The organism is Sinomonas sp. RB5, assembly GCF_054063535.1.
In genome coordinates this window covers 484,497-504,407 of sequence record NZ_JBSSGJ010000001.1, presented here as the reverse complement: position 1 = coordinate 504,407, position 19,911 = coordinate 484,497, and the positions used below count along the sequence as shown (strand labels likewise).

The 19,911-nt window shown below is 72.0% G+C and carries 23 protein-coding genes; 8 read left to right on the top strand and 15 right to left on the bottom strand.

Features of this window, described 5'->3' with window-relative positions:
- Nucleotides 1–22: 22 nt before the first annotated feature.
- From ACVWWH_RS02405 to ACVWWH_RS02395, 3 genes are read right to left on the bottom strand one after another with little or no spacing between them, the layout of a single operon-like run.
- The gene (locus ACVWWH_RS02405; RefSeq protein ID WP_457315470.1) at nucleotides 23–397 is read right to left on the bottom strand and encodes a DUF1622 domain-containing protein; all 375 of its coding nucleotides are present in this window, start codon (nucleotides 395–397) and stop codon (nucleotides 23–25) included.
- Nucleotides 398–428: 31 nt separating this feature from the next.
- Nucleotides 429–965 carry a DUF421 domain-containing protein gene (locus ACVWWH_RS02400; RefSeq protein WP_457315469.1) on the bottom strand — a complete coding sequence of 179 codons (537 nt, stop codon included), beginning with the start codon at nucleotides 963–965 and terminating at the stop codon, nucleotides 429–431.
- A gap of 48 nt (nucleotides 966–1,013) precedes the next feature.
- Nucleotides 1,014–1,211 carry a hypothetical protein gene (locus tag ACVWWH_RS02395; protein ID WP_066499323.1) on the bottom strand — a complete coding sequence of 66 codons (198 nt, stop codon included), beginning with the start codon at nucleotides 1,209–1,211 and terminating at the stop codon, nucleotides 1,014–1,016.
- 253 nt (nucleotides 1,212–1,464) lie between these two features.
- Between ACVWWH_RS02395 and ACVWWH_RS02390 the strand changes: the two genes are divergently transcribed.
- Entirely contained in the window at nucleotides 1,465–1,908 is a 444-nt protein-coding gene (locus ACVWWH_RS02390; protein WP_457315468.1) for a universal stress protein, read from the top strand.
- Nucleotides 1,909–2,177: 269 nt separating this feature from the next.
- Here ACVWWH_RS02390 and ACVWWH_RS02385 read toward each other — a convergent pair whose 3' ends face one another.
- The 8 genes from ACVWWH_RS02385 to ACVWWH_RS02350 all read right to left on the bottom strand — a co-directional run bounded on the left by ACVWWH_RS02385 (nucleotide 2,178) and on the right by ACVWWH_RS02350 (nucleotide 9,761).
- Entirely contained in the window at nucleotides 2,178–2,942 is a 765-nt protein-coding gene (locus tag ACVWWH_RS02385; protein ID WP_066499334.1) for a sulfite exporter TauE/SafE family protein, read from the bottom strand.
- Complete coding sequence (locus ACVWWH_RS02380) at nucleotides 2,939–3,532, bottom strand: rhodanese-like domain-containing protein (RefSeq protein ID WP_457315467.1); 594 nt, start codon at nucleotides 3,530–3,532, stop codon at nucleotides 2,939–2,941. The genes ACVWWH_RS02385 and ACVWWH_RS02380 overlap by 4 nt, the downstream gene beginning before the upstream one ends.
- Before the next feature lie 58 nt (nucleotides 3,533–3,590).
- Complete coding sequence (locus ACVWWH_RS02375) at nucleotides 3,591–3,887, bottom strand: rhodanese-like domain-containing protein (RefSeq protein WP_447419571.1); 297 nt, start codon at nucleotides 3,885–3,887, stop codon at nucleotides 3,591–3,593.
- Between the two features lie 32 nt (nucleotides 3,888–3,919).
- Nucleotides 3,920–4,882, bottom strand: coding sequence for a HoxN/HupN/NixA family nickel/cobalt transporter (locus tag ACVWWH_RS02370; protein ID WP_457315466.1), 963 nt, complete (start codon nucleotides 4,880–4,882; stop codon nucleotides 3,920–3,922).
- Between the two features lie 41 nt (nucleotides 4,883–4,923).
- Complete coding sequence (locus tag ACVWWH_RS02365; protein ID WP_457315465.1) at nucleotides 4,924–6,276, bottom strand: MBL fold metallo-hydrolase; 1,353 nt, start codon at nucleotides 6,274–6,276, stop codon at nucleotides 4,924–4,926.
- Between the two features lie 145 nt (nucleotides 6,277–6,421).
- Nucleotides 6,422–6,736 carry a metal-sensitive transcriptional regulator gene (locus ACVWWH_RS02360; RefSeq protein WP_457315464.1) on the bottom strand — a complete coding sequence of 105 codons (315 nt, stop codon included), beginning with the start codon at nucleotides 6,734–6,736 and terminating at the stop codon, nucleotides 6,422–6,424.
- Nucleotides 6,737–6,831: 95 nt separating this feature from the next.
- Complete coding sequence (locus ACVWWH_RS02355; RefSeq protein WP_457315463.1) at nucleotides 6,832–8,982, bottom strand: transglycosylase domain-containing protein; 2,151 nt, start codon at nucleotides 8,980–8,982, stop codon at nucleotides 6,832–6,834.
- A gap of 119 nt (nucleotides 8,983–9,101) precedes the next feature.
- The gene (locus tag ACVWWH_RS02350; RefSeq protein WP_457315462.1) at nucleotides 9,102–9,761 is read right to left on the bottom strand and encodes a sigma-70 family RNA polymerase sigma factor; all 660 of its coding nucleotides are present in this window, start codon (nucleotides 9,759–9,761) and stop codon (nucleotides 9,102–9,104) included.
- Nucleotides 9,762–10,075: 314 nt separating this feature from the next.
- On the opposite strand from ACVWWH_RS02350, the gene ACVWWH_RS02345 reads away from it, so the two are divergent.
- Entirely contained in the window at nucleotides 10,076–10,753 is a 678-nt protein-coding gene (locus ACVWWH_RS02345; protein ID WP_084249557.1) for a TetR/AcrR family transcriptional regulator, read from the top strand.
- Between the two features lie 137 nt (nucleotides 10,754–10,890).
- A complete protein-coding gene (locus ACVWWH_RS02340) occupies nucleotides 10,891–11,538 on the top strand; it encodes a TetR/AcrR family transcriptional regulator (RefSeq protein WP_169803082.1) in 648 nt (215 codons plus the stop codon).
- 5 nt (nucleotides 11,539–11,543) lie between these two features.
- Here ACVWWH_RS02340 and ACVWWH_RS02335 read toward each other — a convergent pair whose 3' ends face one another.
- Nucleotides 11,544–12,989, bottom strand: a complete 1,446-nt coding sequence (locus tag ACVWWH_RS02335; protein ID WP_457315461.1) for an NAD(P)H-hydrate dehydratase — start codon at nucleotides 12,987–12,989, stop codon at nucleotides 11,544–11,546.
- Between the two features lie 137 nt (nucleotides 12,990–13,126).
- Between ACVWWH_RS02335 and ACVWWH_RS02330 the strand changes: the two genes are divergently transcribed.
- Complete coding sequence (locus ACVWWH_RS02330; protein ID WP_141305419.1) at nucleotides 13,127–13,555, top strand: hypothetical protein; 429 nt, start codon at nucleotides 13,127–13,129, stop codon at nucleotides 13,553–13,555.
- A gap of 20 nt (nucleotides 13,556–13,575) precedes the next feature.
- Here the strand turns inward: ACVWWH_RS02330 and ACVWWH_RS02325 are convergent, their stop codons facing one another.
- The gene (locus ACVWWH_RS02325) at nucleotides 13,576–13,974 is read right to left on the bottom strand and encodes a MerR family transcriptional regulator (RefSeq protein WP_457315460.1); all 399 of its coding nucleotides are present in this window, start codon (nucleotides 13,972–13,974) and stop codon (nucleotides 13,576–13,578) included.
- A gap of 27 nt (nucleotides 13,975–14,001) precedes the next feature.
- Here ACVWWH_RS02325 and ACVWWH_RS02320 point away from each other — a divergent pair, with 27 nt between their 5' ends.
- Nucleotides 14,002–15,516, top strand: a complete 1,515-nt coding sequence (locus tag ACVWWH_RS02320) for a SulP family inorganic anion transporter (protein ID WP_457315459.1) — start codon at nucleotides 14,002–14,004, stop codon at nucleotides 15,514–15,516.
- A gap of 40 nt (nucleotides 15,517–15,556) precedes the next feature.
- Here ACVWWH_RS02320 and ACVWWH_RS02315 read toward each other — a convergent pair whose 3' ends face one another.
- Nucleotides 15,557–15,907, bottom strand: a complete 351-nt coding sequence (locus ACVWWH_RS02315; RefSeq protein WP_307004395.1) for a holo-ACP synthase — start codon at nucleotides 15,905–15,907, stop codon at nucleotides 15,557–15,559.
- A gap of 4 nt (nucleotides 15,908–15,911) precedes the next feature.
- On the bottom strand, nucleotides 15,912–17,066 hold the full coding sequence (locus ACVWWH_RS02310) for a GGDEF domain-containing protein (RefSeq protein ID WP_457315458.1): 1,155 nt from the start codon (nucleotides 17,064–17,066) through the stop codon (nucleotides 15,912–15,914).
- Nucleotides 17,067–17,194: 128 nt separating this feature from the next.
- Here ACVWWH_RS02310 and ACVWWH_RS02305 point away from each other — a divergent pair, with 128 nt between their 5' ends.
- Genes ACVWWH_RS02305 through ACVWWH_RS02295 form a run of 3 tightly spaced genes read left to right on the top strand, consistent with a single transcriptional unit; the run spans nucleotide 17,195 to nucleotide 19,905 of the window.
- Nucleotides 17,195–17,590, top strand: a complete 396-nt coding sequence (locus tag ACVWWH_RS02305) for a DUF7793 family protein (RefSeq protein ID WP_457315457.1) — start codon at nucleotides 17,195–17,197, stop codon at nucleotides 17,588–17,590.
- Complete coding sequence (locus ACVWWH_RS02300) at nucleotides 17,580–19,136, top strand: putative bifunctional diguanylate cyclase/phosphodiesterase (protein WP_457315456.1); 1,557 nt, start codon at nucleotides 17,580–17,582, stop codon at nucleotides 19,134–19,136. Before ACVWWH_RS02305 ends, ACVWWH_RS02300 begins: the two co-directional genes overlap by 11 nt.
- Complete coding sequence (locus ACVWWH_RS02295; protein ID WP_457315455.1) at nucleotides 19,123–19,905, top strand: methyltransferase domain-containing protein; 783 nt, start codon at nucleotides 19,123–19,125, stop codon at nucleotides 19,903–19,905. The genes ACVWWH_RS02300 and ACVWWH_RS02295 overlap by 14 nt, the downstream gene beginning before the upstream one ends.
- Nucleotides 19,906–19,911 lie beyond the last annotated feature (6 nt).

Below are 19,911 nucleotides of genomic sequence, written 5' to 3'. Positions count from 1 at the left end.
GCGGTCCCACTGCAGCGATAGGTCAGGCCCCCACCGTACGGGTGTCGCTCGACGCGGGCGTCTGCTCCTTCTGCCACGGCCAGCGGCCCGTGATCTCCAGTTCCAGGGAGAAGCTGAGGAAGGTCCGGATCACCACGATCACGGCCAGGACGGCGACGCTCTGCAGAGTGGGAGTGACCGCGACCGTCCGGATGATATCCGCCGCGACCAGGAGCTCGAGGCCCAGGAGGATCGAGCGACCCAGCAGCTGCCGATAGGAGCGGTAGAAGGTAAGGCGGTCATCCCGTTGCCGGCGAATGGCCAAGGGAATGGACACGAGGGCTCCGAGGACCACCGTCGCCACCCCTGCAACGTCCACCCATTGGCCCGCGATTTCAATCGCTGCCTTCACGTCCATCTGCGTTCCTCCCCGACCCTGTTCTCCCGGTTCACGCCAGGTCCTTGCCCTGGCGGCGCGCACGCTGGTCCTTGAGGATGATGCTCATCTGACCGTCGCCCTCGAGCGCGACCAGCTCCACTTCCTCCAGGCTCGTCATGCCCTGGAGGCGGACCTCCTGCATGATTTCGTCCACGGTGATGTTCTCGGAGCGCATGGCGCGGCGGTTCAGCTTCCCCTTGCTGTAGAGCACCAGCGGGGGCGGGGAAAGGAACTTCTGCACCAGGGGGAACCGGTATCCGAGCCAGTCCAGGACCGCGGCCCAGCCGATGATGACCGCCACGAGGAGCAGCCCGTCCGGGAGCGAGGTGTACTGTCCGGCCATCGCGTTCTGCGCTGCGTCCGCGATGAGGACGATCACCAGCAGGTCGGTGACCCCCACGCCGCCCCTCTGGCGTCGTAGCACCAGCCGCAGGAGCACGTAGAGGCAGAGGTAGACCAGGCTGCCCCGGAGGAAGATCTCCAGCAGCGCGGTGTGCGGGACGAGGAGGTCCTTCCAGTCCACGTCGGTGAGCCATCGCATATCCATGTTGAGTCCATCACGTACCGAGGGCGCCGACTGGGACGGCGCGAGGTGCTAGTCCGACGCTTCGGTGACCGTCCCATAGGCGGTCGCCTGGTCGATGACGGCCTGGACGCCGTCCGGGATGGAGCGGATGCGCACGCCATAGAGCCCCTCCGCCGCGGACTGCTCCATGACCGGGCGGACGGCCTCGACCACCGCCGGATCCTTGCCGTGCAGATAGCGGGCATACCTTCTCGGCAGATCGGTCATGGTGCCTCCCTCGTGTGAACCGGTCGATAGAGACGATGTCTCTTCCTTGGGGCCCTACCCTGCAACGGCTGCCTCGAACAGAAACGCCGGCCCACTCTGCTGCAGCTACCCGCAGGGACGGAGGGAACATGCATCGGGGCTGACGGCAGGGCGGTCGAGGTCCGGGTCTTCCGGCACCTAGGCCTGCACACCGCTGCACGCTCACAATCGGGGTGACAGGCCAGGTCGGCCCCCGGTGGGAGGAGCAGTTCGGATGGAGAGCTACAGGATCGTGGTCGGGGTGGACGGGTCCCCCGCCTCGGGGAAGGCGCTCGACTGGGCGATCGAGGAGGCCCGGCTCCGCGGCGGGAGCCTGCGCGTCATCACGGCGTGGCACTATCCGGTCCTCGGCGATGCCGCCGGCGCCGGCCCTGATGTGGACGTGTTCCGGCAGAGCGCGGCCGATGACCAGGCCGCGCTGCTCTCCGCGGCAGGCGGCGAGCGCAGCGGGCTCAGCGCGGAGGTGATCGAGGGCAGCGCCGTGCAGGTCCTCCTCGATGCGGCCCGGGATGCGGACCTGCTGGTCGTCGGGTCACGCGGGCACGGCGGCTTCGCCGGGCTGCTGCTGGGCTCCGTGTCCGCCCAGCTCGTCCACCACGCGCCCTGTCCGGTGCTCGTGGTGCGGGAGAACGAGGGCGGGCGCGAGACCTCGTCCTGAGCACGCCCTCACCACAACGGCCGCGGGCCAGCGGCGTGGCAGCCGCCGGCCCGCGGCCGTGCAGAAGGTGCTGGGGTTCAGCGCCCGAAGAGGCGAGAGAAGAACGCCGACATCGCGCTGGGCTCGTTCTCGTGGCCCTGGCAGCGCTGGGAGTTCGGGACTCCCCGCATCACCTGCTGGACGTGCTGGCCGCAGCCGGCCCAGGTGACTTTTCCGCATTTCCTGCAGGCGACCTGACGACACATGGTGGTTCTCCTTCTCTAGTTGCTCTACTTGGTGATGGCCTGGATGGCCACATAGACGGCCACGAGCAGGACGAGGCCCGCGAATCCGCGCTTGAGGACGTGCTCGGGAAGCCGGCGCCCGAAGCGCCCTGCCACGAGCGAGGCGACCATGGCGGCGAGCGCGAAGGCGCCGATCACTGCCCAGTCGAAGTGCATCTCGCCCAGGTGGGCGGCGAGGCCCGCGAGCGAGTTGATGACGATGATCACGAGAGAGGTCCCCACGGTCATCGCCATGGGCAGCCCGAGCACGAGGGCCAGGGCGGGGACGATGAGGAACCCTCCGCCTACCCCGAGGAGCCCCGTGAGGAACCCGACCACGGCGCCGGTGGCGATCGCCTTGGGCAGGCAGGACCGCCAGTTGACCCCACCCGTGGGGAGTGCGCAGGACCCGCCCACGGCCTCGGTCTTCCGGAGCATCCGGAGGCCGGCCACGATCATGATCACGGAGAAGGCGAGCAGGAGGATCTTCTGGTCCATCATCCGGTTGACCGCCGCGCCGAGGTACGCGGTGGCGGTGCCGGCGGCCCCGATGATCAGGGCCAGGCGCCAGTTCACACCCCGCCGGACCCTCGGAAGGACGGCAACGGCGGAGGACGCACCGACCACCACGAGGGAGCCGGGGATGGCGGCCGCGAGCGGCACGCCGACCCCGTACACGAGGGCGGGAACGGCGAGGATCGACCCGCCGCCGCCGACGAGCCCGAGGAGCCCGCCGACGACGGCGCCGAACGCCAGCGCGGTGAGGATCACCGGCTGTCCCCGAGCTGCTGGAGCGCCTGGTGGGCGGTGGGCTCGCTCGCGGAGCGGTTCCACGGCATCTTCGAGAGCATCGCGCCCATGGCGCAGCTGTTGGTCGCGGCGGAGAAGGTCAGGCCCGCGCCGATCCCGCCGGCCACGAGCCGGAGCTTGGGCGAGATGAACCGGCCGCCCAGGATGCTGGCCAGCACGAGCGAGCCGGCGGTCATCCGCACCTGCCGCTCGAGCGCCCAGGTCTGGGCGCCGCGGACGACGTCGCCTCCGGCAGCGGCGAAGGCCGGGACGCCGCCCTCGAGGACGCTGGCGCCGGCGAGGCCGACGGCGGCGAGCCGCTTGCGGGCCTGCTCCGCCCGGGCCCCGGACTGGCAGACCAAGACGACGCGCGTGCCCATCCGGCTGGCGAACTCCTCGGCATGCTCGCTCAGGAGAGGCAGCGGCACGTGGTAGGAGCCGCGGATGTGGAGCGAATCGAACTCGGCGTCGCTGCGGACGTCCACGACCATGAGGTCGTCATGGCGGGCGGCCCACTCCTTGAGGGTGGCGGGTGCGACGGTGGCGGGCATGGTTGCGGTGCTGTCGGTCATTGCTTCTTTCGTTCTGAGTTGCTGGGTGCCTCGGTTGGAGGCGCGGTGAAGGGGCGGGTCAGGCGGTGGGCAGGCCGGCGGACTGCCAGGCGAGCATGCCGCCGACCATGGTCTGGGCGGAGTAGCCGGCTGCGGTGAGCTGGTCGGCCGCGGCGGCGCTGCGCCGGCCGCTGCGGCAGACGGCGATCACCGGACGCGAGCGGTCGAGCTCGTCCAGGCGGGCGCCCAGGTCGCCGAGCGGGATATGCCGTGCGCCGGGGATCATGCCGTCGGCAAGCTCTGCTGCCTCGCGCACGTCGACGATCTGGGTGTCGCCGCCGAGCCTCTCGGCGGTCTGCTGGGGGGTGATGTCCATGGGTCTGTCCTCTCGATGGGGAAGGGTGGGTGTCAGCGGCAGGGTTGGGAGGCCAGCGCGGCCAGCGGGCCGCTGTGGACCTCGAGCAGCTGGGCGGCGGCCGAGGCCAGGCCGGCGGCGCCGACCACGAAGGCGACGGCGACCGACACCGCCGTGACGGCCAGGTTGTAGGCGGCCTTGCGGACCGCGTCCTCCGCGGCCCACCGGTAGATCCGGTTCATGGCGATGCCGTCCGCGCTGTCGAAGAGCGTCATCCCGGCGGTGAAGAGCAGCGGCAGGGCGAGGGCCGCGGCCGGCGGCACTCCGGGGCGGAGCGAGCCCGCCGCAAGCAGCCCCACCGAGGCTGCGGTGTCGAGCCCGAGCCCGAACAGCAGCCCGGTCGGGTACATCTTCCACGGAGCATCCACGAGGCGGCCCAGCGGGCCCAGCACGCGGAAGACGACGCCGCGGGAATCGAGGTGGCGTTCCAGCTCGGCCGGGTCCACGGCGCCGCCGCGCGCCCTCCGCAGGAGCGAGCCCATCCCCCGCAGGGCGGGGACGTTGAGCGCGCCTGCCAGGAGGAGGAACGCCCCGGAGACGGCGGCGCCCCACAGGGAGGCGCCCTGCCGCAGCGGGGACCCCTCGTCCGAGAGCCCCTCGGCGAACGTCCCGAAGCCGGCCAGCACGAGCGCGACGACGCCGACGACCACGGTCGGGTGCCCGAGCGCAAACCAGAAGCCGGCCGAGACGGGAGGCCGTCCGGCGGCGATCAGGCGGCGGGTGGCGTTGTCGATCGCGGCGATGTGGTCGGCGTCGAACGCGTGCCGGATCCCGAGTGCGTAGGCGCCCACCCCGAGCCCGGCCACGAGGGCCGCGCCGCCGGCTCCGGCATGGAGGGCGGGCAGCGCGACCGCGGCCAGGAGTCCCCACCCGGCGACGTGCAGGGCGAGGACCATCAGGCCCATCCGGGCCAGGGGCGCCCGGGTCCCGCTCGTGCGCTGTGCAGGAGTCGGCATGGTCTTCCTCTCGATGGTCGTCCTGGCGGTGGCGGAAGGGGCTAGGCCGCGATGGGGAGGCCGGCTGCGGCGGCGCGGTCGAAGGCGTCGTCGACCTGGACGACGTCGTGGCCGGCGCGCTCGAGCAGGCTGGCCGCCACGCCCGAGCGGTAGCCCGAGCCGCAGTGCACCCAGAGCCTGCCGGCGGGGACCTCGTCGAGGCGGGTCAGGAGCTCGTGCAGCGGGATGTTCACGGCGCCCTCGATGCGCGACGCCTCGTACTCGTCGGCGCGGCGGACGTCGAGGATCACCTCGTCCGGGCGCCGCTCGGCCAGCATGCCCTCCCAGTCCACGCGGGGGTACGAGGACACGGCCGCCTCCGGGGCAAGGGCCCGCGGGTCCTCGCCGAGGGCGGCGTCCGGGGAGTCGATGCCGATCCGGGACAGGTCGCGGATGGCGTTCTCGACGTCCTCGCGGGAGCCCACGAGCGTGAGCTTCCTGTCGTAGGGGAAGAGCCAGCCGAGGTAGGTGCTGAAGCTGTTGCCGTTGCCGTACTCGAAGCTAATGGTGCCCTTGAGGTGCTCCGAGGCGTAGGCGACCCGGTTGCGCAGGTCGACCACCCACTCGCCGGCCTCGAGCCGCGTGCGCAGCTCCTTGGGGTCGAGGGACTCGGGCACGCCCAGGTCCGGCTCCCCGGGTCCGGCGGAGTTGCCGGGGCCCATGTGCACGTAGTAGCTGGGGTAGGCGGTGAGGTTGGCGATGAGGTCGCTGACGAAGTGCTCCTCGTCGGCGTCCGTGTAGACGTGGTTGGTCTCGAACTGCTCGCCGAGGGTGGAGCCGCCGGCGCCCGTCGCGGGGCCGGAGGAGCAGAACGAGCCGAAGCCGTGCGTCGGGTAGAGCTCCGCGGCGGCGTCCGCCTCCTTGGCCAGGCGGCGCGCGGAGGCGTACTGGTCGTGGGTGAGGCCGACCATGTGCTCGCGGCCCAGGAGGTCGGTGCGCCCCACGGAGCCGTAGAGCACGCTGCCGCCCGAGAAGACGGCCTGCTGGTCGCCGTGCGAGACGACGAAGGAGAGGTGGTTGTGGGTGTGGCCGGGGGTCGCCACGGCCTTGACGGCCAGCTCGCCGACCTCGACCGTCTCGCCGTCCGCGATGGGGGTCCGCTCGAAGGAGACCTCGTCGGCGGCGTTCACGAGGTAGGCGACCCCGTGCTTGCGGGCGTAGACCAGCCCGCCGGTGAGGTAGTCGTTGTGGATGTGGGTCTCGGCAACGTGCGTGATCTCGACGCCTGCCGCGGAGGCGGCGGCCTCGACGCGGTCGATGTCCCGCTGGGCGTCGATCACGAGCGCGTGCTTCCCATCGTGCACGAGGTAGCTGCGGTCGCCGAGCTGCGGGGTGTCGATGACGATGACGTCCATGATTCGTTCCTCCCTGAAGTCCGAAAGGCCGTTTCCGACCCACTTCCAAAATACCCAGGGGGGTATCCGAAGTCAAACGACGGGACGGGAGCCCAGCAGTGCCACGGCCGGGCCATGGACGACGAGTTCCACCTGCGCGCCCAGTTCAGGCGAGGGTGAGGAAGAGGCGGCGCAGCTCCTCCATGGTCAGGCCGCCGCCCTCGCCCCCGCCGGGAGCCGCGGGGGTGCTCGCGCACTCGCTCATGGCCGCGGAGATCAGCTCGAAGCCGGCCTTGTCCAGGGCGCCGCGTACGGCGGCGAGCTGGGTGATCACGGCCCGGCAGTTCGCCCCCGATTCCACCGCGTCGATGACGGCCTTCAGCTGCCCGTGGGCGCGCTTGAGCCGATTCGCGAGCCGACGCAGCTCGACGGACTGCGGCAGGTCCTGCGGAGCAGGCCCCTCGACCGAGACGCCCTTCATGGTGGATCCCCTTCCCGTGCAGGTGCCGGCCAGTGCGGCACCTCTCACAGGATAATACCCACCGGGGTATACAGATCAACCCCCGGGAGGGCCGGTCAGTGCGAGGCGGGCCGGATGAGGTTCTGCGGCGGGGCATCGAAGGCGCCGTGGTCGTAGAACCCGAGGACCTTCTGCATGTAGGTCGCCCACTGCGGGCCTGCAATGTAGGCGCCGTCGATGACGGGGTAGTACTTGCCGTTGACGGTGACGTTGCGCCCCAGGCGGGCGTCGCTACCGTTGAAGGGGTCGCCGAAGAACGACGCCGTCGCGAGGCCCCTCGTGTACCCGACGACCCAGGTCTGGTTGTTGTACTGGTTGGTACCGGTCTTGGCGGCGTCGGGGACCCCGAGCTTCTGCGGGATGAGCAGGCCGGAGCCCTTCTTGATCACGTCCTCGAGCACGTTGGTGGCCGCCTTCGCCGCATCCGGCTTCAGGGCGCCGGCCTGGCAGGACGGCGCCTGGCCGCCGATCTTCTGCCCCTTGGCGTCGTCGACCTCGGTGATGGACATCGGCGCGCAGTAGGTGCCGTCCGCGGCGAAGGTCGCGAACGCGTCTGCCATGGTCAGCGGGGCCACGTTGGAGGCGCCGAGGATGTTGCCGAGCACCGAGAGGTCCAGCTTCTTGCCACCGCCTGCACCGTCGTGCAGGCCCATGGCGTCTGCCGCACGCTGGATGTCGCAGAAGTCGTTCAGGGCCGCGGCCGAGGCGAACGTTGCGGTGTTGATCGACTGGTAGATGCCCTCGCGCACGGTCATGGGGCGGTACCAGCCGGGCTCGTCGTTCTGGAGGTCCACCGATCCGGCCACGGCCGAGTCGAAGGACCCGCTCACACGCCCGCAGGTCGTCTTCCACGGGTACCCGGGCGGGTACCGCCGCTGGGCCGCGTTCACGATCTGGTCGGTGGGCTTGCCCTCGTCGAGCCATGCCGCCAGGGTTGCGGGCTTCATCGTCGAGCCCGGCTGCATGCCTCCGACGCCGCCGAGCTGGTTGCCGGACGGGTCGGTGCGGTCCACGTTGAAGTTGTAGGACGTGAGGAAGCCCGTGCCCTGGCCCGCGGGCACCCGGGAGTTCTGCGCCATCGCCAGGACCTTGCCGCTGCCCGGCTGCACGGTGACGAGCGAGGCGCCCCATTTGTCCGGATTCGCCCCCGCGGTCGCATCGACCTGGGCCTGCGCCGGGCCCTGCAGGCGCGGGTCGAGCGTGGTCCTGATCGTGAGGCCTCCGCGATCCACGCGCCGCTCGCGGTCCGCCGGGGTCGCCCCATAGGCGGGATCGTTGAGGATCTGGTGGAGCACGTAGTCGCAGAAGTAGGGGGCCTGGGCCGCGTAGGCACAGCCCTGCTTCGGCGGATTCAGCTTCAGCTTCAGCGGGGCCTTGACGGCGTCGTCGTGCTGGGCCCTGGTGATGTACCCGTGCTCGAGCATCGCGTCGAGGACCAGGTTGCGCCGGCCGACGGCCCGGTCGGGATAGGCCACCGGGTCGTAGTAGCCGGGCCCGTTGACGAGCCCGGCAAGGAGGGCCGACTGGGTGAGCGTGAGGTCCTTGGCATCCTCGGAGAAGAAGTACTGGCTGGCCGCCTGGACCCCGTAGGCGTTGCCGCTGAAGGAGACGATGTTCAGGTAGCCCTGGAGGATCTTGTCCTTGGACTCCTTCTTCTCCAGGGAGATGGCGAGCTTCATCTCGCGCAGCTTGTCGCCCACGCCCTTCTGGCCGTTGAGGACCACGTCGGAACCTTGGCCCTGGGCGACGAGGTCCTCGTTGAGCACGTTAGTGACGTACTGCTGCGTCAGCGTCGACGCTCCCTGGTGGGCGCCGCCCACGTCCGAGGCGAACGCACGGAGGATGCCCATGGGGTCGATGCCTCCGTGCTCGTAGAACCGGTAGTCCTCGATGGCGACAATCGCGTCGCGCATGCTCTGGGAGACCTTCTCGAGCGGCACATTGGTGCGGTTCTCGCTGAACACGCTGCCGATCACGGAACCGTCCGCCGCGAGGATCCTCGTCACCTGCGCCGGCGGGGTGACCTCGAGGTCACTCGGCAGGCTGTCGAAGAACTGCACCGAGCCGTTCGCGGCGCTTCCCGCCAGGGCCACGGCGGGCGACATGAGGCCCGCGGTCAGGACCCCGCACAGAAGGCTCACGGCCAGGAAGGACAGGATCCTTCCGCCGAGCGATGTGGATCGGAGCACTTTCCTGCCAGAAGCCATGGGCGCATGCTAGCCGCTCGCCATGTGAGGAACGCTGGGCGCTTCCGGTGTGCTGCCCCGCTGTGTGGGGTCCAGCGTCTCCGGTCGTGGTCTGGGTCCGTCTGGCGTTTTGGCGGCGTTCAGGCGGCCATCTTGCGGCGCATGCGGTCCAGGAGCCGGCGCAGCAGGCGCGAGACCTGCATCTGGGACACCCCCAGCTCCGCGGCGATCTCGGACTGGCTCATCTCGTCCACGAACCGCAGCTTCACCAGCAGCCGGTCCTGCTCGCTCGCACCCTCCAGCGCGCACGCGACCATCTGCCGCAGCTCCACCTGCTCGAACCCCGCCTCGACCACCGGGACCAGGTGCGCCGTGCGCTCCCCCTCGCCCTCGCCCGAGGAATCCAGCGGCTCGATCGCCGCCGCGCTCATCGCCGCATCCACCGAGCGGGCCTCCGCGACCTGCTCCGGGCTGGCCCCGGTCGCCTCCCCCAGCTCCGCCAGAGACGGCTCCCGGCCCAGCTCCTGCACCAGCCGGCCACGGGCCTCCTTGACCCCCAGCCGCAGCTCCTGCAGCGACCGCGGCGGGCGCACCACCCAGGACTGGTCCCGCAGATAGCGCTTGATCGTCCCGGCAATCGTGGGCACCGCGAACTGCACGAACCCGTGCCCGGCACCCTCCCGGTACCGCTGCGCCGCCATCACCAGCCCCATCCGCGCCACCTGCCGGATGTCCTCGAAGTCATGCCCGGGCACCCGGTGCCGCCGCGCCAGCGCATCCGCCAGCCCCAAGTGCTCCACCACCAACGCCCCCGCCACACCGCCGTGGGCCGCGTCCTCGCGGCCCCGGCCGCATCCTCGCGGGCAGCCCCCTCAGGCGCACGTCCCGCGGCGGGCTCGCCCGCCAGGCCCCCGGCCAGGACCGCCAGGGGACTCCTCGACTCCATCACAGCTGACTCACTCACAGCGACCTACCCTCTCTGCACCGCCCGGCGGCGGTGCCCGGTGTTGATGCTGGCTACCTCGAAGTCTTCAACGAGACAGACCTGTCTGTTCCGTCACGAGGAGTATGCACCGAGACAGACCTGTCTGTCCAGCGTGCTACGATTCTGAGCATGGTCGGTCCTGATGACGGCCGGGCCCCCGAGGCCGCGGCACGCAAACCTGCCCGCGAGCGGATCCTTGAGACCGCCTATGGGCTCTTCGCACGACGGGGCGTGAGAGACGTCGGCATCGACGAGATCATCGCCCACTCCGGGGTCGCCAAGGCGACGTTCTACCGGCACTTCCCCTCGAAGGAAGCCCTCGTGCTCGCCTACATGGACCGCTGGTACCAGGTGCGCGAGGACGCGATCGAGGAGGCCATCGCGCACGCGCACAACCCCGACGACGCGATCCTGGCGGCGTTCACGGTGCTGGACGACTGGTTCAGCCGCGGCGCCGCCGAGGTCAACACGTTCCTCCACGTGGTGATCGAGTTCGGGCCGGGCCACCTTCTCGGCCGGGCGGCGATGAGGCACCTCACCGACATCCGCGAGCGCCTCTGCGCCCTGGCCGAGGCGGCCGGGCTCGAGGACCCGGTCGGGTTCGCCTGGTCCTTCCACATCCTCACCAAGGGCGCCATGGTCGCCTCCATCGAGGGGGACCAGCGCGCTGCGGCCCGCGCCCGCAAGCTCGCGCGGGCACTCATCGACCTGCACCGGCCGGACACCCTTGGGACTCCCACCCAAGATCGCGAGGACGTCAAGCGCCAGCTCGACCTCCGCCGCCGCGAGAAGGCCCACCAGAACTAGGACCCCCGTCCGGCCGGACCCCGGCCTCTCCCCGGCACCCAGGCCTGCCCAGCGGCCTGGGCGCCGTTTCGGTTGTGCGCCCACCGGGAAACCTACGTCCCACGATGTCAGGAAGTTGGCAGTGGGAGGGGGCGGGCATGCATCTACAAGTCGCAGTCGCGGCGATGGGTCTGGTCCTTGCGGCCCCGCGGCGGCCCAGGCAGTCCTCGAGGGCACGGATCCTCTCGGCCGCCCAAGGCCTTTTCGCGACCCGGGGCATCCGCGCCGTCGGGGTGGACGAGCTCATCGCCCGCTCGGGGGTCGCGAAGTCCACGTTCTACCGGCAGTTCCGCAGCAAGGACAGGCTCGTCCTGGCCTGCCTCGAGGCCTGGGGCCGTGCCCGGGCAGGCATGGTGCGGACCGCCCGGGACAGCCACGGCAGCGGAAGGGAAGCCCTGCTCGGGGTCTTCGACGACCTCGACGACCTGATCCTCCGCGGGGACCCGCCCGGCCCGCTGGAGCGGGTGATCGTGGAAATGGGCGCCGAGCATCCCCTGAGCCGGGTTGCCGCCGAGCAGCTCGACCCCTCGCTCGCCCACCTGGAGGAGATCGCGGCGGAGGCCGGGCTCGACGACCCCGCCTCGGCGGCGCGCACCTTCCAGACGCTCATCTGCGGCAGCTTCGTGGCCGCCGCGGAGGGCGACCAGCACGCGGCCGCCCGCGCCAGGGACCTCGCAGCCGCGGTGCTGCTGGCCCCGGCGGGCGACGGCTTCGCTGCCAGCAGCCCGGATTCGGCGGCCCTCTGACGCCCTCAGCCCTGTCCCGGGCGGCGCGGGGGCTCCGCGGCTCCGAGCCGCGAGAGGGCCTCCCGCACCGCGGGGGCCAGCGCGCCCGCACCGAACGGACCTGACCCGGCCGCCACGCGCCCGGCCGATCCGTGCACGAAGGCCGCGAGCGCCGCCGCCTCCACCGGTCGGAGGCCCCGGGCCGTCGCGAGGAGCGCACCGAGGATCCCCGTGAGCGTGTCGCCGCTGCCCGCCGTCGCCAGGTACGGGTGCCCCTCCCCCTGCACCCACGCCGTGCCGTCCGGGGCGGCGCAGACCGTCGCCGGCCCCTTGAGCAGCACGGTCACCCCCAGCTGGGCCGAGGCCTCGCGCGCCCACCGCACTGGCTCGGCCTCGATCGCCTCGCGGGACGGACCCTCCAGCAGCCGCTCGAGCTCCCCCGCGTGCGGGGTGATCACCACGTGCTCACCGGCCAGCCGGTCCAGGAGCTCGGGCAGCGCGTCGAGCGCGGACGCGTCCACCACCGCGGGGAGCCCCGACTCGAGGGCCACCGCCAGCGCGCGGCGCTGCCCGGCGTCGTCCGCGATCCCCGGCCCGGCCGCCCAGGCCTGCACCCGCCCCGACGGCTCCGACGAGCCCACCACCTCCGGGTGGGCGGCGAGCACGAGCCGGCGCACGGCGTCGGGCGCCACGAGCCGCACCATCCCCACGCCCGTGGCGAGCGCACCGGCCGTGGCGAGGACCGCGGCCCCTGGATACGGCTCGGAGCCGGCCACGAGGCCCAGCACCCCCCGGGAGTACTTGTGCCAGTCGTCGCGGGGGGCGGGGAGCAGCGCGGCGGCCGATGCTGAGTCGAGGGAGCGCACGTCCGGGTCCGGCAGGTGCGGTCCGAGGCCGATGTCGACGACCTCCACGCGCCCGGCCAAGGCCCGCCCGCGGCCTGCGAGCAGCCCCGTCTTGAGCGCGCCGAAGGTCACCGTGAGATCCGCCGGCCACACCTCGGGACCGGCGGTGCCGGTGTCCGCGTCGAGACCCGAGGGGAGGTCGCAGGCCACCACGAGGGCGTCCGGCCTGGGCAGCGGAGGCGCGTACTCGCCCGAGAAGCCGGTGCCGAGCACCGCGTCGACCACGATCTCCGCAGCCTCGAGCCGTTCTGTGATGCGCCCTCCGGCCCGTGTGAACTCCGCGAGGGCCGCCGGGTGCGCCGTGCCGCCCGCGAGCACGGCCGTGGCGCGCGCCCCGCGGCGGCCCAGCTCGGCGAGGGCGAACAGCGCATCGCCGCCGTTGTTGCCCTTCCCCACGAGCGCCGCCACGCGTGCCCCGGCGACGCTGCCGCCCTCCCGCCGGATCAGGCGCACGACGGCGAGCGCCAGCCCGTGCGCTGCCCTCGCCATCAGGTCGGGGCCGCGCCCGGCGTCGAGGAGCGGCGCCTCTGCGGCGCGGATCTGGGTTCCGGTGAAGGCCTCCGTCATGGGGCGATTGTAATGAGCCCAAGTGGGAGTGGCGGTCCACTCCCTCGACTGTAGAATGAATGAGGCATTACTGGTTTCACTCTAGTAACGCAAGGATCGACACGCCCTGCAGCGCGGGGCAATCAATGGGGGCATTGATGGGGGATTTTCTTGACCGCGGGGCACGTCTCTCTGCGGGAGTCGCAGCGGCCGTGATCCTGGCCTCGGCAGTGGCAGCCGCCCTGTCCGAGGAGATCGGGATCATCGTCTGGGCCGCCAGCGGGCTTCTGGGGCTCGTGTACGGCCTGGCCGTGGTCTGGTCGGTCAGGCGGCAGTCTCCGGCACGCGCCGCCGCGCGGGCCGCTTCCAGCGCTCCTGCTGCCTCCAGCGTTCCCGCCGCGGCCCGCGCCTCCGCACAGGCAGTGGCCGCGGCCGAGCAGCTCCTTGCCGCGGCAGCCTCCGATGCTGCCGGCACCCCGGCTCCCGCCCGTCCGGCGCCTGCTCCCTCGTCCTCGGGCCGCCTCGCGGGAGGCTTCCCGACCTCGGCGGGCCACTCGGGCGTCGTCGCCCAGCCCGCATCCGCCTGACCTCTCCCAGCCCTTCCCCGCTACCGGGCGCGCAGCAGCGCGACGAGTTCCTCGGCCTGGGCGAGGTTGCGCGCGAGCTTGTCGCGGCGGCGCTCTGCTTCCTGCAGCAGCGCGGCGACATCCGGGGCGCTCCCCTCCTCTGAGGGCCCCAGCAGCAGGCGGAGGAGTTCCGCCATCTCCTCGAGGCTGTAGCCCATCGGCTTCATGCGCTTGATGAGCGTCAGGCGCTCGACGTCGTCCTCTTGGTAGACCCGGAAGCCGCCCTGGGTCCGCATCCGCGCGGGGAGGAGGCCGACGTCGTCGTAGTGGCGGATCGTGCGCAGGGACAGCCCCGTGCGCTCCGCGAGCTCACCGATATGCACCCCAACACTGTAGCCGGATTGCAAGTCTACCCTAACGTTAGGGTAGAGTTCTGGCATCCCCCGACGATGCCCCTGAGGAGATCCATGCCTGCCCTGGCCCCCGCGACCGAAACTCCGGAGGAGGCCCAGTCCGTCCTCCGGGCTCTGCGCACCCCGGGGCGCCTGAAGACCGAGGTCCTCGGCGGCCTCGTGGTGGCCCTGGCTCTCATCCCCGAGGCGCTCGCCTTCTCGATCATCGCCGGCGTCGACCCGCGGGTCGGGCTGTTCGCCGCCTTCACCATGGCGGTGACGATCGCCATCGTCGGCGGCCGCCCGGCGATGATCTCGGCCGCGACCGGCTCGGTCGCCCTCGTCATCGCGCCGTTGGTCCGGTCCCACGGCCTGGACTACCTGATCGCCGCAGTGATCCTCGGCGGCGCACTCCAGATCGCCCTGGGCCTGCTCGGCGTCGCCCGGCTCATGCGCTTCGTGCCCCGCTCGGTCATGGTCGGCTTCGTGAACGCCCTCGCGATCCTGATCTTCTCGGCGCAGGTGCCCGAGCTCATCGGCGTGCCGTGGGCCGTGTACCCGCTCGCCGCCGCGGGCCTGCTGATCGTGTTCGGGCTGCCCCGGCTGACCCGCGCGGTGCCGGCGCCGCTCGTCGCGATCATCCTCCTGACGGTCGCCGTCGTGGTCCTGGGGCTCGATGTCCCTGCCGTCGGCGACAAGGGCCAGCTGCCCCACAGCCTGCCGACCCTGTTCCTCCCGCACGTCCCCCTGACGCTCGAGACCCTGCAGATCATCGGCCCCTACGCCCTGGGCGTCGCCGTCGTCGGCCTGCTCGAAACGCTCATGACCGCCAAGTTCGTCGACGACATCACGGACACCGGCTCCTCGAAGACCCGCGAGGCGTGGGGCCAGGGCATCGCGAACATCGTGACCGGGCTCCTCGGCGGCATGGGCGGGTGCGCGATGATCGGCCAGACCATGATCAACGTCAAGGCCGCCGGCGCCCGCACGCGCCTCTCGACCTTCCTCGCCGGGGCGATCCTGCTCGTCCTCGTCGTACCCCTCGGCGGCATCGTCGCGCTCATCCCCATGGCCGCCCTCGTCGCAGTGATGATCTTCGTCTCGGTCGCCACCTTCGACTGGCACAGCATCCGGCCGTCCACGCTGCGCACCATGCCCAAGAGCGAGACGGCCGTCATGGTGGTGACCGTGGCAGTGGTGGTGGCGACGAACAACCTCGCGATCGGCGTGTGCGCGGGGGTGCTGGTCGCCATGGTCCTCTTCGCCCGCCGCGTGGCGCACTTCGCGACCGTCCGCCGGGAGATCGTTGACCGGGACGGGGCCGAGACGGCGGTCTACACGGTGGACGGGGAGCTCTTCTTCGCCTCGTCCAACGACCTCTACACCCAGTTCCGCTACGCCCACGACCCGGAGCGCGTGGAGATCGACCTGCACCGCTCGCACCTCTGGGACGCCTCGACCATCGCCGCCTTGGACGCGGTCACCGAGAAGTACCGGAACCACGGCATCGAGGCCAGGATCATCGGCCTGAACGAGGCCTCGCGCGCCATGCACGAACGCCTCAGCGGCCAGCTCGCCTCGGCCCACTGACTACTGGCGGGCTGACTCCTGGCGGGCCGGGCTCGCCGGATCAGCGCTCGGCGACCACCATCGCCGTGGCGATCCCACCGTCGTGGCTCATGCTCAGGTGCCAGCTCCGCACGCCGCGCTCCTCGGCGACAGCGAGGACGGTGCCCTTGACCTGGATCTCGGGGCCGGCAGGGCCCAGGCCGATCCAGCAGTCCTGCCAGTTCATGCCCGCCGGGGCGCCGAGGACCTTGGCCACGGCCTCCTTCGCGGCGAACCGCGCGGCCAGGGAGCGCACGTGCAGCTCGCGCTCCGCGGGCACGAACAGCCGGTCCCGCAGGCCCGGGGTCCGCTCCAGCTGACGCTCGAACCGTGCGATGTCCACGACGTCCACGCCGATGCCGATGATAGCCATGCGGCTACTCTAGCGGGGCCGCGTCGCTGACCATCACGCAGTTCCGCCCGGCCGACTTCGCGCCGTACAGCGCGGTGTCCGCGCTCGCGATGAGGGCGCCGAGGTCGTCTCCGTGCACCGAGCTGTCCGCCACGCCGAAGCTCGCCGTCGGCACGGTGTGCCCGTCCAGGAGGATGCGCTGGGCCGAGAGGACGAACTGGATGCGCTCGGCCACGGCCACGCCGTCCGCCGCGGAGGAGTCGGCCAGCGCCATGATGAACTCCTCGCCGCCGAACCGGCCCACGAGGTCCCGCGAGCGCACGGACTGCCGGCACGCCACGCCGAACGCCCGGATCACCTCGTCGCCGGTGAGGTGGCCGAAGTCGTCATTGATCGACTTGAACTTGTCCAGGTCCGCCATGATCACGGTCACCTCGCTGCCCTGCTCGTGCGCCCTGCTGAGCATCTCCCCCGCCCGGCGCATGAACTCGGTGCGGTTCAGCAGCCCCGTGAGGGCATCCTTCGTGGCGAGCTGCTGGAAGTGGGCCGTGCGGGTGGCGCTGTTGAGTGCGGCCAGGCTCGTCGCGGCCGCCACGATGAGCGCGATCGCCGCCAGCAGCGAGAAGCCCTGGCCGAACACCGCCCTGAAGGCCGGGTTCACGCCGCCCAGGGCCGCGAGCGCGATCGCGCGGACCAGGTCGTACACGCCGGTGACCGCGGCGATCACCGCGAAGTTCCGGGCCGTCCGCCATGGCACCGTGCGCTGGAGCCGCAGCTCGATGAAGATGGCCGCGCAGAACCCGCCGGAGAGCAGCAGGAGCACCACGGCGCCCCACAGGTCCGGGTCGAGGAAGCGGCCGGCGAATCCGATGAGCCCGGCGGCCAGGACCGCGAGCACGAGGGACACGGCAGGCGTCTCCGGATCGCGTAGGCGGCGCACGCCGGCCCACATCGACGCCACGCCCACCACCATGAGCCCCTGGCCGATGAGGCTGACGACCCCCATGCCGCCGTCGTTGAGGATGCCGGCGGCCGCGAGTGTTGCAAGGGCGAGGCACCACCACCGGGCGGGGGCCGTGGGATTCGCCCGGTATGTGTCGAAGTAGAACAGCACGAGCACGCACAGCGAGACGACCGCCATCACGACGGTGAGCGTGCCCAGGTCCAGAGCGCCCCCCACAGTGTTCCTCCCCGTGCCCGTCAGTGGGCACATCTGTGGCCCAGCGTACCGGCCCGGACGCGGCGCCCGGGGTATGCTCCCAACGTGGCGCCGCCCGGGCGCAGGAGCAATGAAACGAGAGGAGCGGCGTGGATCCCCAGCAGAGCCCCGATGGGACCGACTCTGGCATCAGCTCGCTCTCCTTCGACGAGTCCGGGGTGCTCCGCCTCGTGTGGGAGCGCGGGGTCGACATCGACGCACCCCAGGCCGAGGCCGCCATGGCCCGCGTCAACGAGACCGCCGGCCCGGACCGCGTCCCGCTCCTGATCGACATGGCCACGACCTCCTCCGTGAGCCGCTCGGCCCGGGCCGTGTTCGCGCGCCCGTGCGCCGCGGCCGCGATCGCCCTGCTCGGGGCCTCCGCCGTGGACCGCGTCCTCGCCAACTTCTTCCTCGGCGTCTACAGGGCGCCCTGCCCCACCAAGTTCTTCACCGACGAGGCCCGTGCCCGGGCGTGGCTCGCGGAGGCCGCCGATGGCCGCTGAGCCGACGGATGACAGGCTCGAGAAGCTGATCGACCTGATCGTGCGGCTCTCGGCGGGAGACCTCTCACGGCGGATGGAGACCTCCCCCGCGCGCGACTCCATCGATGCCGTCACCACGGGCATCAACCTGCTCGCCGAGGAGCTGGAGACCCTCTACGACCAGCTCGAGGCCCGCATCGCAACCCGCACCGAGCAGCTCGAGCGAGCCCAGGACGAGCTGCGCCGCCTCGTCGACACCGACGAGCTGACCGGGCTCGCGAGCCGGCGGCTCGTGCGTGAGCGGATCGACGCCGCCCTGCAGACGGCCGACGACGGCGGGCTGGCCGCCGTCGTCATCCTCGCCCTGCGCGGGTTCCGGCTCATCAACGAGACCTTCGGCCACTCGGCGGGCGACGCCGTGCTCATCGAGGTGGCCCAGCGGGTGCAGGCCGCGATGGGCGGCGCCGAGGGCGGGGGCCATCTGGTGGGCCGGCTGGGCGGCGACGAGTTCGCGGTGCTCGTGACGGGTCAGGACGCCGAGGGTGTGCTCTGGACCGCGCGGGCCGTCCTCGACACGCTCAAGGAGAGGGTCCTGGTCAACGGCATCCAGGTCAGCCTGCGCGGCAACGTGGGCATCCGGTACGCCGAGCGCCACCTTGCGGTCGAGGAGATGCTCCGCGACGCCGACGCCGCGCTCGAGTCCGGCAAGGCCAAGGGCCACGGCGGCATCAGCGTGTTCACCCCCGCCATGCACGAGGTCGTGGCCCAGCGCGTCCGCGTCGCCTCCGAGCTGCGGGCCGCGTTCTCCAACGGGGAGATCGAGGTCTTCTACCAGCCGATCGTGGGGCTCGCCGACGGCATGCTCGCCGGAGCCGAGGCGCTCGTGCGCTGGCGCCACCCCGTCCGGGGGCTGCAGCCGCCGTCCGCATTCCTCGACATCGCCGAGGACGCGGGGCTCATGGTCGAGCTCGGCCGGTGCGTGCTGACCCAGGTGGTCCAGGCCGCTGGAGACTGGGCGCGCGACCCGGGCCTGCCCGAGCACTTCAGCCTGCACGTGAACATCTCGCCCGCCGAGCTCGCGCACGGGGACCTCACGGCCCACATCCGCAGGCTGCTGGACGAGGCCGGGCTGCCCGGGCCGCGCCTGACCGTGGAGATCACGGAGTCCGCGATCATCAGCGGCGGCCCCGACACGCGACTGACCCTGCGCTCCCTCGGCGAGCTCGGCGTCCCCATCGAGATCGACGACTTCGGCACCGGCTACTCCTCCATCAGCTACCTCCGGACGCTTCCCGCGGTGCGGGCCAAGATCGACAAGTCCCTCGTGGACACCCTCGCGAGCGATCCGACCCAGGTCGCGTTCGTCGACGCGATCGTGCGCCTCATCCACGCGGCCGGGCTCACCGTGGTCGCCGAGGGCATCGAGGGCGAGGCCCAGGCCCGGCTCCTGCGCGAGCTGGGCTGCGAGTACGGCCAGGGCTACCTGTTCGCCCGGCCCATGCCCGCCTCCGAGCTGGGCCTGCTCCTGCGGTCCCTGCAGGAAGGAGGCCACGGTGCCGCTCGCTGACAGCATCCGGCTCGTCTCCCGCGTGGCCATCCTCTCGGGCCGGGTCCCCCGCAGCCCCTCCACCGCGTGGGAGCGGTTCTGGGCCGGCATCGCCGAGGGGACCCTGCCCGAGGACGTCCTCTGGGAGGGCGACTCGCGCTCGGAGGCCACCGAGCACGTGGCCCGCGGGATCGACCACCTCGACACGTCCCTGCCCGTGGTCGACGTGGGCTGCGGGTCCGGGTGGCTCTCCGCCGCCCTCGCCGGGGCCTTCCCCCGGGTGCTCGGCCTCGACGCCTCCGCGGCCGCCGTCGACCTCGCGGCGAGGCACCACGGGGAGCCGGGGCGCATCGACTTCCTCACTGCCGACGCGACTGATCCCGAGACCAGCGAGCGGCTCCACGGGCAGCTCGGGGACGCCAACGCCGTCGTGCGCGGGGTGCTCCACGTGCTTACCCCGGCCAAGCAGCGGGCCCTCGCCGCGGGCCTGCGCACGCTCGTGGGGGCGCGGGGACGGGTGTACCTCGTCGAGACGAACGTGCCCGGGAACGGGCTCGGCTACCTGCGCGCGCTCGGGGCGAGCGGGGAGTCCATCCCCGCACCGCTCGCCCAGGCCATCCGCACGCTCCCGCAGCCCGGCCACTTCGGCCCCAACGAGCGGGCGCGGGCCTTCCCCGAGGAGCAGTGGCGGCTCGAGGCGGAGGGGTCCACCGCCCTGGCGCTCGCGCTGCCCGCGGACGGCAGCCACCTCCGCGTCCCTGCATACTGGGCCGTCACCTCGGCCCGATAGCCAGCC

What these genes read in the sequence shown, in the direction of transcription:
- ACVWWH_RS02300 (WP_457315456.1), top strand. Translation starts at nt 17,580, where the DNA reads ATGGCCGCTGAGCCGACGGATGACAGGCTCGAGAAGCTGATCGACCTG.
- ACVWWH_RS02405 (WP_457315470.1), bottom strand. Translation starts at nt 397, where the DNA reads ATGGACGTGAAGGCAGCGATTGAAATCGCGGGCCAATGGGTGGACGTT.
- ACVWWH_RS02400 (WP_457315469.1), bottom strand. Translation starts at nt 965, where the DNA reads ATGGATATGCGATGGCTCACCGACGTGGACTGGAAGGACCTCCTCGTC.
- ACVWWH_RS02365 (WP_457315465.1), bottom strand. Translation starts at nt 6,276, where the DNA reads ATGGACGTCATCGTCATCGACACCCCGCAGCTCGGCGACCGCAGCTAC.
- ACVWWH_RS02315 (WP_307004395.1), bottom strand. Translation starts at nt 15,907, where the DNA reads ATGGCTATCATCGGCATCGGCGTGGACGTCGTGGACATCGCACGGTTC.
- ACVWWH_RS02345 (WP_084249557.1), top strand. Translation starts at nt 10,076, where the DNA reads ATGGTCGGTCCTGATGACGGCCGGGCCCCCGAGGCCGCGGCACGCAAA.
- ACVWWH_RS02340 (WP_169803082.1), top strand. Translation starts at nt 10,891, where the DNA reads ATGCATCTACAAGTCGCAGTCGCGGCGATGGGTCTGGTCCTTGCGGCC.
- ACVWWH_RS02355 (WP_457315463.1), bottom strand. Translation starts at nt 8,982, where the DNA reads ATGGCTTCTGGCAGGAAAGTGCTCCGATCCACATCGCTCGGCGGAAGG.
- ACVWWH_RS02325 (WP_457315460.1), bottom strand. Translation starts at nt 13,974, where the DNA reads ATGCCAGAACTCTACCCTAACGTTAGGGTAGACTTGCAATCCGGCTAC.
- ACVWWH_RS02395 (WP_066499323.1), bottom strand. Translation starts at nt 1,211, where the DNA reads ATGACCGATCTGCCGAGAAGGTATGCCCGCTATCTGCACGGCAAGGAT.
- ACVWWH_RS02360 (WP_457315464.1), bottom strand. Translation starts at nt 6,736, where the DNA reads ATGAAGGGCGTCTCGGTCGAGGGGCCTGCTCCGCAGGACCTGCCGCAG.
- ACVWWH_RS02370 (WP_457315466.1), bottom strand. Translation starts at nt 4,882, where the DNA reads ATGCCGACTCCTGCACAGCGCACGAGCGGGACCCGGGCGCCCCTGGCC.
- ACVWWH_RS02390 (WP_457315468.1), top strand. Translation starts at nt 1,465, where the DNA reads ATGGAGAGCTACAGGATCGTGGTCGGGGTGGACGGGTCCCCCGCCTCG.
- ACVWWH_RS02320 (WP_457315459.1), top strand. Translation starts at nt 14,002, where the DNA reads ATGCCTGCCCTGGCCCCCGCGACCGAAACTCCGGAGGAGGCCCAGTCC.
- ACVWWH_RS02335 (WP_457315461.1), bottom strand. Translation starts at nt 12,989, where the DNA reads ATGACGGAGGCCTTCACCGGAACCCAGATCCGCGCCGCAGAGGCGCCG.
- ACVWWH_RS02330 (WP_141305419.1), top strand. Translation starts at nt 13,127, where the DNA reads ATGGGGGATTTTCTTGACCGCGGGGCACGTCTCTCTGCGGGAGTCGCA.
- ACVWWH_RS02380 (WP_457315467.1), bottom strand. Translation starts at nt 3,532, where the DNA reads ATGACCGACAGCACCGCAACCATGCCCGCCACCGTCGCACCCGCCACC.
- ACVWWH_RS02375 (WP_447419571.1), bottom strand. Translation starts at nt 3,887, where the DNA reads ATGGACATCACCCCCCAGCAGACCGCCGAGAGGCTCGGCGGCGACACC.